The sequence below is a fragment of the Prevotella sp. P6B1 genome, assembly GCF_000702825.1.
Taxonomy (GTDB): domain Bacteria; phylum Bacteroidota; class Bacteroidia; order Bacteroidales; family Bacteroidaceae; genus Prevotella.
In genome coordinates this window covers 315,642-327,527 of sequence record NZ_JNKF01000012.1, presented here as the reverse complement: position 1 = coordinate 327,527, position 11,886 = coordinate 315,642, and the positions used below count along the sequence as shown (strand labels likewise).

General features: G+C 48.9%; 10 protein-coding genes. 1 reads left to right on the top strand and 9 read right to left on the bottom strand.

Annotated features, from left to right (window positions below):
* Positions 1-11 precede the first annotated feature (11 nt).
* The 9 genes from T495_RS0108280 to T495_RS0108240 form a co-directional block, all read right to left on the bottom strand.
* Complete coding sequence (locus tag T495_RS0108280; RefSeq protein ID WP_033148294.1) at positions 12-1,064, bottom strand: acyltransferase family protein; 1,053 nt, start codon at positions 1,062-1,064, stop codon at positions 12-14.
* A 63-nt stretch (positions 1,065-1,127) separates the two neighbouring features.
* A complete protein-coding gene (locus T495_RS0108275; protein ID WP_033148293.1) occupies positions 1,128-2,570 on the bottom strand; it encodes a lipopolysaccharide biosynthesis protein in 1,443 nt (480 codons plus the stop codon).
* Between the two features lie 8 nt (positions 2,571-2,578).
* On the bottom strand, positions 2,579-3,751 hold the full coding sequence (locus T495_RS0108270; protein ID WP_033148292.1) for a sugar-transfer associated ATP-grasp domain-containing protein: 1,173 nt from the start codon (positions 3,749-3,751) through the stop codon (positions 2,579-2,581).
* Positions 3,732-4,862, bottom strand: coding sequence for a DegT/DnrJ/EryC1/StrS aminotransferase family protein (locus tag T495_RS0108265; protein WP_033148291.1), 1,131 nt, complete (start codon positions 4,860-4,862; stop codon positions 3,732-3,734). Before T495_RS0108265 ends, T495_RS0108270 begins: the two co-directional genes overlap by 20 nt.
* Before the next feature lie 21 nt (positions 4,863-4,883).
* Complete coding sequence (locus tag T495_RS0108260; RefSeq protein ID WP_033148290.1) at positions 4,884-5,603, bottom strand: WbqC family protein; 720 nt, start codon at positions 5,601-5,603, stop codon at positions 4,884-4,886.
* Positions 5,600-6,799 (bottom strand): hypothetical protein, encoded by a 1,200-nt coding sequence (locus T495_RS0108255; protein ID WP_033148289.1) that lies wholly within the window; start codon positions 6,797-6,799, stop codon positions 5,600-5,602. Before T495_RS0108255 ends, T495_RS0108260 begins: the two co-directional genes overlap by 4 nt.
* A complete protein-coding gene (locus tag T495_RS0108250) occupies positions 6,796-8,169 on the bottom strand; it encodes a hypothetical protein (RefSeq protein WP_155993536.1) in 1,374 nt (457 codons plus the stop codon). The genes T495_RS0108255 and T495_RS0108250 overlap by 4 nt, the downstream gene beginning before the upstream one ends.
* Before the next feature lie 36 nt (positions 8,170-8,205).
* Positions 8,206-9,570: an exopolysaccharide biosynthesis polyprenyl glycosylphosphotransferase gene (locus tag T495_RS0108245; protein WP_051651939.1), complete on the bottom strand. Its 1,365-nt coding sequence runs from the start codon at positions 9,568-9,570 to the stop codon at positions 8,206-8,208.
* Positions 9,567-10,235, bottom strand: coding sequence for a UpxY family transcription antiterminator (locus tag T495_RS0108240; protein ID WP_033148287.1), 669 nt, complete (start codon positions 10,233-10,235; stop codon positions 9,567-9,569). The genes T495_RS0108245 and T495_RS0108240 overlap by 4 nt, the downstream gene beginning before the upstream one ends.
* An 811-nt stretch (positions 10,236-11,046) precedes the next feature.
* On the opposite strand from T495_RS0108240, the gene T495_RS0108230 reads away from it, so the two are divergent.
* On the top strand, positions 11,047-11,886 hold the full coding sequence (locus tag T495_RS0108230; protein WP_033148285.1) for a hypothetical protein: 840 nt from the start codon (positions 11,047-11,049) through the stop codon (positions 11,884-11,886).

Here is an 11,886-nt window from a genome sequence, read left to right as displayed (position 1 = left end):
GCAGGCGAAAATTATATATTACTGCCGCATATAGTATCTTTTAATCGGTGATAACAGTAAGTCCAAAGAACGGGTATACTTACGCCAACACATAAATACAGAATCCACCAGCCTTGATGAGCGTACTTTTCTATGACAGGGAATTCAGAAAGTTGCTTGATTGGCAATCCGTAGATGGCTATCAACAGCAATGAAACTAATTTCATCGACAGAAAATGCCATGTGAGTACATTGAAAGTGTAGCCACCTACGTATATCAAGAATTTCGTGCCGACATTTGCTGTATATTGAGACAGCTGGTAGCTGATATTGAAAATGACCAGCGTGCCAAGTAGGGCGCAAAGGGCGTATGGCACAACCTGCCACCATTTGTATGAGAGCATCGAAGCAGGGGAATAGACACATCCAATGCCTACTGCGATAATAGCAAAGAAGCAGAACCATAGGTTCTTATGCCAACTTAACTGATAACTCTTGTATAGATGTCCCGCATAAATGAAGCAGGATGCAAGGAATTCCCTTGAAGATATACGGAAATATGGCATTTTCCATTCAAAGTATGACAGAAGGATTGCAATTATCAGAAGTGATGCAATGCCCCAAAACCTACTAACCACTTTTCTCGTGGCAAAGAAGAGAATAGATCCGACAAAGAGTGACTTCAGAAACCAGAATCCCCCCAGTAATTGTTCATGTCCAGCCATCTTTGTCACAATGTCCTTTCCATGTTCAAGAAAATCTGCTGTAGAATATAGCATAGAGGTTTTTCCCAGGAAACCATACTCATCGCTATAGATGTTTACAGAGAAACAGATGTTGTGAATGAACAGGAAAAAAAGAGACCATTTCAGGTATGGCCAATAGATGCCAGTTACCCTTCGCTTCATATAGGTTGCAGCATCGGACAGATACTTTTCTTTAAAGCAATAGCCGCTCATGAAAAAGAACAGTGGCATACGCATCATCCCCAAGCAACTATTCACTGTATCAGGACATCCGGCATGCCCCATCACCATCAGGATGATAGCGATTCCCTTAGCTATTGATACGCTCAAATCTCTCATCTCTTTATCTTAAGTCTAATAAATGCAGACGGCAGAGGCCGTCGAGCGTGTATGGATGCTCTGTCACTTGTTTTTCCTCCTTTTTAGTATATTCAAGATTTCACTGTATTCGTTTATCTTGGTCACCTTACATACAGCTAGAAATGTGAACGCGCCAACAAGGACTTGCATGGGAAGCACAATCCAGTAGCTCAGGGGCAGAAACTTCAGGAACCAGACCGGCAGGGCGATGGCTATAGCCAAAGCGTAGGAGGGGGCAATGTCGCGCAACTGTATCCAAGAGCTATACCCCAACAGGCGACCTGAGTAATGTGAGTTGAGGAAGTAGGCTATGATGCCCACGGCGAGGTTCGCCCACAACATGGGCATGATGCCTACGAAAGCACCGATGCACAGGGGCAGCAAGATGATGATTTTCTTAATGACCTCAAGTCCGAGGAACAGGTCGCTGCGTCCCTGCACCTGCAGCATGTTCAGGTTGATGGCATGCAGTGGAAAGAGGGTGTAATTGATGCAGATGAGCGGCAGGTAGGTGGAGGCCTCATGCCATTTGGGTCCTATCATGCAGTAGATAAGCGGTTCGCTGACAGCACCGAGAGAGAACAAGGCTACGGTGGTGATGAACATACTGGTGCGGATGATGCGGCGATAGGCCGAGAACATACGCTTCTTATCGTCCTGAATACTACTCAGCACAGGGTAGGTGACTCGTTCCACCACCATTGTCAGGTTAGTCGAGCACAGCCCGGCATAGTGCCGTGCCCGAGTATATTGCCCTAACGTCGCTGGGCTGTAGAACTTTCCCACCATCACCTGGTGTAGCTCTTCCCAAACAGCGTCCAAGAGTACACTCACCATCATCTTCCAGCCGAATCCGAACAAGTCGTGAAAACTTTCCTTGCAGAAACATAATCGGGGCACCCACCTATTATATATATATAGGAGAACAGTGCTGATGATTTGCGACATGAGTTGCTGGGCTACCAGTGCCCATACGCCAAAGCCCGTCAGTGCCATGCCGATGCCTACAATGCCGCTCAACGCAGTGGCAGCAATCGTAATCTTTGTCTGTGTCTTGAAGTCGATGCGTTTAGTAAGGCGTGTCTGCTGAACCATCCCCAATGCCCCGACAATCAGTCCTAACGATGATACTCGTACCAACGCTGTCAATTCCTGGCGTTCAAAGAAGTTGGCTATCAGCGGTGCACAGAGGAAAGTCACAGCATAAAGCAGCAGACTCATGCCGAGGTTGCAGATGAAAACGGTGTTGTAGTCATCGTCGGTGGCATCCTTCTTTCGTATCAAGGCCGTGGTGAAGCCACCATTGACAAGGGCTGTGCAGACCACCGTGACGATGCCCACCAGTCCCAGCAAGCCATAGTCGTCGGGCGACAGCAGTCGGGCCAGCACAATGCCCACCGCGAACTGCATGCCATAGCGGGCGGCATTATCCAGTGCCGACCAGCCTAAGCCTTTCACCGTTTTATTCTTCAAAGACTCTTCCACTTTCTTTTTTATTTACGCGCAAATTGGATGTTCTCGAATCTTGAAGGATATAAGTCCTGCCACCAGTACTGCTTAGTGGGTTTATAGCCGACGAACTGTTCAAATTCCCATCGCTCTCCCCTATGGTAGACAAACTGGGAGAGTATTTCAGCGTTCTCATTACCCTCCATCACTACCCATTCCTTGTCCTTATCATAGACAAAATCCCAGCCGATAAAGCGTAGGGTAGGTAGGCGCTCTGCCAGCTCAAAGGCTTTGTTGCAGAGTTGCCGCCACCGGGGTATCTTGATGCCCTTGATGGTTATATGGGTGTCGGGATGTACTTCTGTAATCCTTCCAAACTCGTCAACACCTGGGGTTTCTGTTATACCTGTACACATATTGATACCTGCCACCAAGCTACCTGCAGCCCCCGAGCTAATGAAATTTCCACCGACCCCGATGCGAATTACGGGATACCACATACGAACATCTCCATCACCCAGGAAAACCGTTGTTATTCGTACGCTATTAGCACTTGCCGGGTGAAGGACTGCCATATCCTCGCCCTGCTCAATCACTTCCTCGACCAGCAATCCACCCCTGATGGCACTGTTATAATGGCTGTTGATTGCCTCAGTTTCGGCAAACAGTTGGTTGAAGAGCTTATGGAGCTCCGTATTCCCAACCTCCACCTTGCGGATGCCGATTGATTGCCCAAGTCCAATGGGCTTAAGCACGAATGAGGAATGACGATGGCAGAAGGCCTCGAATGCAGGGTAGTCCTTTTCGCTTTCGAGCAGCAGCACCTCGCGCCTATAGGCATCCTTCAGCAACTGATATGCATGCCACTTGTTACGGAGCAGGTGCATGTCCTTCTTTTTATTCAGGTAATCGATGTAGTTGAAACGCCCCCTGAAGGTGAGATACTGACACTTCTTGTCGTGGGAAGCGCATAACAATTGGTTGTAAAATTCTTCAGTTGGACCGATACCATATTGCCAATAGTCGTAGGTGGCGATGGCAAAGATATCCTCTATGCTCCTGCCGCCCGCTATGTCAGGTCTGATTTTGGCACATGTTTCCAACTTCTGCTTGATATCCTGAATAGTCCAGGCATTGTAGAGTTCAGGATAAGCCGCCACGATTTCATGGCCTGTACGGATCTGATAGGCCTCGTCTTCACTTGCATATAGTATCATACTCACGAACCTTTTCAATAATGAACTCCAAATCGTTATCAGTTAGGGACTGGTGCATAGGAATATTCAATGTGTGGTCTGCGGCGTAGTCTGCGTTGGGGAACTCGCCGGTCACGCCATAGCCAGGCACACGATGAAGAGGGAAATACCTATATGTGGTATAAATGCCATTCTCGCGCAAGAATCTTGCAAACTCATCACGCTTGCCGTTCTTAATCTGAATGTGATAGAAATAGTAAGATGTCTCTACATAATCAGGCAAGACAGGTGGTAACGCTATCCATGAGAATTGCCTCAGATGCTCATTGTAGTACTGATGTATCTCGGCACGTCTTTTCATATATGCAGGTAGTTTCTTCAGTTGTTCCAATGCCATAGCCGCTGTTATGTCATTCATAATAGCACGATGACCAAAACTGGAAATGTCGAACTCCCACCATTTCTGAGCCACGCTGTTTGTATAGCCGCTCTTGGTTTCAAGGCCAAAATAGAGCCAGCGGTCTGCCTTCTTGCGAAGTTCCGGTGTATTGAAATGCAGCATGGCACCATCTCCGCAAACCAAAATCTTCATAGCATCAAACGACCACATACCCATGTCGCCGAAAGTACCGACGGCTTTCCCCTTATAGAAAGAACATACGCCTGCATTGGCATCCTCGATGACTTTTATATCATGTTTCCTGCAAAGTGCCATGATCTCATCCATTTCACAAGGTATGCCTCCATAATGCAGAAGCAAAAGCGCTTTTGTCTTTGGTGTGATCACCTTTTCTATATCCTCGGCACGGGCATTCAACGTGTGAGGATCCACATCGCAAAGCACCATCTTGGCACCATGAGCACAAATGGCATTGCCGGCTCCGATAAAACTGATGGTAGGAAGAATCACTTCATCACCAGGCTGTAAATCTAAAAGGTGCATGGAGGAGAATAATCCCTCGCTACAGCAAGTGGTCGTTAACACTAAGTCCTTTGAAGATTTGATATGCTTGGCATACTTCTCTTCAAACTCCACTACCTTTTTGCCTCTCCCAATCCAATTGGACTCAAAGACTTGCTGAAGAGCATCAAGCTCTTCTTTTCCTAATGAAGGCTGAAAAACATTAATCATTGTTATTCTTGTTTAGTTGTTTTATACAAAATGGTAACGGTCCAACATATCATGTATCTCATCGCGCGAGCAGTACATCATCGTATCGATGATGCTCAGGTCGGGGACAAATTCGTCAGAGCGTTGCTTGTAACGGATATCGTCGTTGCGCCGGATGAAATGGAGGTCGATGCCCATCTCACCGAAAGCATCCTTGGCATAGAATTTCGTTCCGGTGATGGAGTTGATATAGTCCGTACAACCGCAATGCAAGCAAGTGCGACGGATAACTTCCGGGGCCTTGCAATCCCATCGGGCTGACACTTCCGAGAGCAACCTGATTTCTGTCGTGATGCCCAGATATTCGGCCACGGTCCTCAGTTGCCTTACGAGATAACGAGTCAAATCTGTTTCTTCGTCCATGATGATAGGCCTGATGATTTCCATCGCCTCGTTGTAATATGGCGCTTTGCTGTAGTAGTACTCCAACAACCGGCACATTTTGTCTGCCCGTTTAAGGTTGACCACACGTTTCGTTTCACAGATGTAACGATCTACGGAAGCATGGCTGACTTCGATGCCGAAGTCCAGCGGTTGGCATCCTTGACCTAAGATCCGGTTGTGGTGTATCCAGCCGTTTTTGATATAGTGAGCATTGTCGCCAACAAAAAACAAATCAGCGGCATGGATGACTTGCCAATAGCCGATGTACGGAAAGAAGTACGGTTGCCAAATGGCAATACATTTTTTTCCTTCAATCATAACACATAACAGATTTTTTTTAATTCCTCATCGTCACTATGGATGACGCACATCTTGCGGTCATCCACCTTGTTAGTCACAGGAGCGCTGCTGGTGCGGAATACACCGCTGTCGAAATAGCGGTCATCCATACACATCATCATACCACAGACATACTCATTGTAATGCTTGCCTTCCCACTCGCAGGGATAGGTGCGTTGTTTCACAAATGGCTGTAATACATTGGACATTGAACGCAAGGCGTGCCGCCAAGTTTCCTCATCAGTCATCACACCGGCATACAGACCTACACTCTTGCCTAAGTCATATGGCTTGATGATGTAGTCATCTTTGTTTATCAGAGCATCCTCCCAAATCTCCTTGTTCCTATTATTATATAAATAGGTGGGGATAGTGTGCTGGCGGAGGAACCTCGTTTCTTCTTCCGTAAGACACTGGCGAGTGAAGTCATCCACGAAGATGAGATGTAGGAAGCGTTTGTCATGAGCTAGGAAAATGGTCCTGAAGTCGTTCTGCATCCGTGCATCAATCATCGCCTGCAGGGTCTCCATCTTGAAAGAAAGCAGGTCTTCCTGATTGAGCGCACTGATCACTACGGCATCATGGCTCCACTTGTCGATATTCGCTTCTACTTCAGCGGCCTCATAGACGGTCACCTCGTGTCCGTAATACTCATAGAACTTCGTGTAGAAAACACTCTCACTACCCCGGTCGCTGCTCTTTAGGACGTAGATAGGCCAGTCTGCAGGGATGATGTCACGCATGTAGGTCAACAACTCATTGTAGCTGCTCCCCCAAGTTGCTTCCGGATGAGCTGCCATGAACTGCTCAGCCTTGACCTCAGAGGGATAGTTGGCCCAGATACCGTGTCCGAAGAATCGGCATGTAATCTCAACCAGTAACAGTCGGCCATCATCGCTGATGAGATAGTCTGGCCGGTAAGCTCCAACCCGGAATGGATAGCGGCTCTGGCGTTCCAGAATATCCATCACCTTATCGTCTAAGGGCATATAATCCGGCACCCACTCGCGGTAGTGCACCGCCATATAGGCAATGCACTTATAGAGCAGCGCCTGCATGCGCCGCAGTTCGTCGCGCCGCTCCGATGTAATCAACATCGGGCGGGCGTGATACCACTGGTGGTAGTAGGCTGTCTTGTCAGCAAACAGCTGAAAGCAAACTTCCTGGCAATTCATTTTTCACTTTTAAAGAGTTTCGACTGGTAGCCCAAGCACTGGAAGCCGTTGCGGTTGATGATGGGGATGATGCTGGTGGGCACCTTCAACTGGTTGCGCACCCAGAAGCAGATGCTGGTGGACATGCCGATGGTCTCGGTATATTTCATCAGTCGCTGTATGTTCTCAATGGAGAGCGCACGGTTTGGAGCCGTACGTCCGCGTTGCTTGCGGTGGTCAGCATTCTTCGGACTGATATAGTCCATGTAGAGGTCGCGCTCCATTGTCTTGTCGAAATGGCCGAGCCACTGGCCCAACTGAGCCAGGTTCTCCATGCAGGCTGTGAGGAACTCCGGCTTGTAGTTCACGATACCGGCATCATGGAGCATGTCGAAGAACTCCTTGACGTGTTCGTCGGTGAGGTAGGGCACGAAGATGGGCTGTACCAGAGCCGAGTTGGCCTGTATGCCGCGCTCCTGACACATCTTCACGGCGGCCATGCGTTCTTCTATAGGGGCGGCGTAAGGCTCCAGCAAGTCGCGGAAGGCTTTGGGCATGATGCTCACCGAAGTGTTGAACTGCATCTTATCCTTCAGCTGCTCGAAGAGGTCGAGGATGGTCTCGCCCTCGTTCTCCACCAACAGGTGCTTGGTGCCGGCTTTCGATGCGATGAAGAGACGGGCGTTGCTGTTGGGGTACTTCTTGAAGTGGGCAATGAACTCACGCAGAATGCGGTGGGCGATGCCGGTGTAGAGTGTCGGTTCCTGCAGAGCCTCGGTCTTGGGCGTGAAGTAGTAGTAGTGGTTCCAGTTCTTACCACGGCTCAGTTCCACAATCTGCCGCTCTATCTCCTTCTTCTTCTCAGGTGCTTCAACAATGGCTTTTGCTAGTTCCTGCAACAGACGGCTACGCTCCTGAATATCTTCCTTGGTCACTGCTTTGGGGTCCTCGCTGCAGGCACCATTCATTTCCTCCAGGAGTTTGCGCACATAGAGGTGGTAGTTCTCGTAGGCCACCAGCTTCTGTTCGTGAACGCCGTCAGTAACCAAACAGTACTGACAGCCCACGTGACAGCCCTTGATGGGGTTCACCTCGAAGGTCAGCGTCGGGCAGCGGCCCGTATAGTTGTGGATTTCAGTCTCCACCGCTTCTGGGTCGCAGTCCTCCAAGTAGAGCACCGACTTGGGGATGACAGTGTGTTCCTCCAGACGTTTCATGAACAGTTTCGATCCTCGGATGAGTCCTTGAAGGGTTTCGTCGGAGGGCTCAATGGTTACGCCAAGCTGTTTCAGATACTCGGCATCGACAATCTGGGGCTTGAAGCCTTCCAGATTGTAAGCGTCAGTCTCGTGCTCGTAGAGATTGCGCATTTCAATGGGTTGTTTCATCATGTTACTAATATAATTATTGAGCTTTTGTTTAATATGCTAATACGCCTTCTCGTCTCTCTTGAAAACACTCTTCACTGTCATCCAGATGATGCGCAGGTCGAGCCAGAAGCTCCAGTGCTGGATGTACCATATATCACGCTCCACACGCCCTTCCATTTGCCAGAGCTCCGGGGTCTCACCACGGAAACCAGTTACCTGTGCCCAGCCGGTGATGCCGGGCTTGACGAAGTGGCGCACCATGTACTTGTCTATCAACTGCTTGTATTGGTCGGTATGAGCCAGCATGTGTGGTCGTGGCCCCACAATGCTCATGTTGCCTAAAAGTACGTTCCAGAACTGAGGCAGTTCGTCGATGTTGGTCTTGCGCATGAAATCGCCAAAGGGGAACTTGCGCGGGTCGTCCTTGGTTGCCTGCTGGCTGTCGGCGGTGCTATTCACGTGCATAGAACGGAACTTCCAACACCAGAACTTGCGCCCGTCGAGCCCCGTGCGCCGCTGGCGGAAGAAGATGGGACCAGGGCTCTGACGCTTGATGATGATGGCGATGAATGGCAGCAACAAGACTGTGGGTGCCAGGAAAATGGCAGACAGCAGGATGTCGGCCAGACGCTTAAATAGTCTGTTCAGCGGGTCCTCCAACGGACTGGAGTAGGTGCCCATCACTTCCAGGTCATCCATCTGCACAGGTTGCATGTTGAGTTTTTCTTCTGCCGTAGTCACATAGTAGAATTTTATCATCCGGTGCCGGCACAGACTTACTGTCCGCTCTATGAGCTGGCGCTCTCGTCGCGGGGCACACAGATAGACCTCATCGCCCAGGCGCAGGTCCTCGGGGTGACCCAGCAACGCGAGAAATTCGGCGGTGGAGGCATAACTGCTACGCAACTTATAGCCGTAGGATGGGATGCTGAGAATACGCTGGTGCAGTCGCTGCAGCTCCTCGTCGGACCCGACGAAAGTGACTGTACGCGTGTTGAAGCCCTGTCTGCGGAGTCGCTTCAGCGCCTCGCGTTCAACGAAACGCAGCAGCATGATGACAGTCCAAAGAGCCAGCCCCATGAAGAGCAACTGCCATCCTATGCGATACATGAACCCGACGGAACGCAGCAGCAGGTATGACACCACAACCTGTGTTGCCACTAATAGGGTGCCGCGCCGCAGGATGTCGCCAGCCCCCACCATCCGCTGATGGATGGTAGAGTAGAACCAATACTCAGCCAGCACCATGCTCATGGTGCATATTCCCCAGAATAGGCGATGCTTGTCGTCAGTCCATTCCTCAGCATCGGGAATAAAGTCTGTCACAACAGGCAGTAGCAGCCACAGTGCCACAAAATCAAACGCAATGACTGTCCACTTGATGAGGCGATTGGTCTGGTTATGATTTTTTATTCCCTTCATTTTACTCTCAGAAAGGCGGTTGGTATATAAGCCGTAGAAATGAGTCCGACGTTTGACAAAGAGAGGACTACCCTCTGTTGTCCTGATACCCGGGCGACCCTTCCCTCTGTCCCTTTGAAGGGACCGTCGATGACAATGACCGTATCACCGCCCTTGAAATGGCATTGCGATTCGGTGACAAGCTTCAGATGCTCACTCTGGTTGCAGGTGGCAATGATGAAGTTCTCCATTTCCTCATTGGAAATGGTTAGCGGTGGGTTCTTCTGATTTTCGTCTAACCTAAAATGGTTATAATAATAGGATAGAAAGGAAGTGGGGGGGGTGTTTTTGATATACTCACTGGCCTTGGCATCAGTGGTATATACGAACAGAAGGTTCGGAATCAACGCCTCCAGAACCTTCTTTTGTTTGCCGTTCACAAACTTGCGAGTGTAGCGTTTGGCTATGTAGGCAAACGTGCCGTCGGCTACGATATAATCAAATGCTTTGTTTTCTCTGCCGTATGAAGCTCGGAACACATACCAGCGCTTGTCTGGTGCAGGCACATATTCTACCGACACCCCGGTAAGTGCACTTACTGCTTCGGGGATGGTATCAGGAGCAACCCTGACACTCGGAGGATTTGCCTGGCCTCGTCCAGTTTCCACATTAGACAATGTGCTCATATCGGACCTTTTTTGCATTTCATCGGCTGAGCTATCGATCGTTCATCGGTTCGATGCCATTTTCCGCTTTCCACCTCTGGCGGAATCGCCTTGCGGCTTTTCCGATGCAGCCCGCCTCGTTCGACTCCGTCCGAAGACTTCGCCTCTCTCAGCACGGCGTGAGCTGTTTTGTTTTCAAATAGTCGCTTAAAACGACAGTCATCCAACAGAGAATGCGGAAAATCGTTGTAAAGGTAGCAAAAAAATCAAATAAAAAGCAAAAAACTTTCAATTTCCGTCGATTTTAACAATTATTTAGCTGGAAGATTGCTCAAATGTTCCTCCAGCGCATCAAAGGCATCAAACCAGTCGGCATACTTTGGTACAGTCTTTAAACCTACATACGCGCGAGAAAAAAGTGGTAGATTTTTATTCTATAAAAAGTTTGTAATACACGTCACCATCACCACCTCAAAGAGTATCAAAACGGTGGCTTTTATTTCTGAATATCAGGCTGTTATGAAGGTTTGAACCTGTATTTTCACCATGACTGTTTTATATGAAACAGAAATCCAATTAACATCGGGGGAATATATACAGAAATATGTGAAAAAAATACCTAAATCACTCAATCGTCAATACAAGTGATTTAGGTGTTTTTTAATATATATGGAAACCTATTATAAGTTTCTCGACTCATCGAACGCTCTCGGATTCAGAATGGAGGGCCTTATACCATGGATCTGGTATATAGAATGCCATGAAATCGGGATTGTGGGTATGCGGAAATCGCCGTACCTTTGCACCCAGAAACAGTAAAGTTAGAAAGCATATGAAAAAGTTAGCATTAGCAATAGCAGTATTACTGAGTATCAACGTCGGCCAGGTTTGGGCTGAAGGTAACTCAACCAATGCCAGCACCGTGCGCTATGTCAAGGCACCACGCTTCGCCCGTCCGTTGGTAGAGAAATGGATAGCAGAATACACCAAGACACAGCCAGGTGTACAGTTCCAGATAGCCAAGGGCGCTCAGGCCAACATCGACTTGAATGTAGTATTCGACAATCAAGAATCAAAAGCGAAAGACTTTTGCCACGTTGTTTATTTCGGAGAGTTCGCCGTGCTGCCTATCACAGCCAGCGGCAGCGAGGCCGCCAAAGTGCTGGAAGGCAAGCACCTGAACTCGAAGAAGCTGAAACAGCTATACTTCCTGAACGATGAGTTCGACGAGGACACCAAGAAAATCAAACAGTTCGACAAGCTCGTCATCTACAGCGGCAGCAACGCCTCATCGGTAGCCTCATCGTTTGCCCACAACTTTGGCGAGGAGAGCAGCAACTTCCGCGGCAAGCGTATATCAGGCGACGACCTTTTCCTGAATACCGCCCTCACCAAGGATCCCTTAGGCGTATCCTTCAATGCCCTGCCCAACATCTTCGACCTGCAGAGCCGCCACATCAAGGAGAGCCTCACCATCATCGGTGATTTCAACAATACCACCCTCGACGAGCTGCTTACCACCCTCGAGAGCGGCAAGGTGAAAGAAGTGGTCATCGAAAAGGTGGGCATCAGCGCCCCCCATGCCGATGAAGAAGTGAACAAGTTCCTCGACTGGGTAGTGGCCCAAGGCACTAAGTACAACCACGAATTCGGATTATTGAATCTTAAATAA

Coding starts and splice junctions, on each gene's coding strand:
- T495_RS0108240 (WP_033148287.1), bottom strand. CDS start 10,235: ATGAGCACATTGTCTAATGTGGAAACTGGACGAGGCCAGGCAAATCCT.
- T495_RS0108250 (WP_155993536.1), bottom strand. CDS start 8,169: ATGATGAAACAACCCATTGAAATGCGCAATCTCTACGAGCACGAGACT.
- T495_RS0108280 (WP_033148294.1), bottom strand. CDS start 1,064: ATGAGAGATTTGAGCGTATCAATAGCTAAGGGAATCGCTATCATCCTG.
- T495_RS0108270 (WP_033148292.1), bottom strand. CDS start 3,751: ATGATACTATATGCAAGTGAAGACGAGGCCTATCAGATCCGTACAGGC.
- T495_RS0108255 (WP_033148289.1), bottom strand. CDS start 6,799: ATGAATTGCCAGGAAGTTTGCTTTCAGCTGTTTGCTGACAAGACAGCC.
- T495_RS0108260 (WP_033148290.1), bottom strand. CDS start 5,603: ATGATTGAAGGAAAAAAATGTATTGCCATTTGGCAACCGTACTTCTTT.
- T495_RS0108265 (WP_033148291.1), bottom strand. CDS start 4,862: ATGATTAATGTTTTTCAGCCTTCATTAGGAAAAGAAGAGCTTGATGCT.
- T495_RS0108245 (WP_051651939.1), bottom strand. CDS start 9,570: ATGAAGGGAATAAAAAATCATAACCAGACCAATCGCCTCATCAAGTGG.
- T495_RS0108230 (WP_033148285.1), top strand. CDS start 11,047: ATGAAAAAGTTAGCATTAGCAATAGCAGTATTACTGAGTATCAACGTC.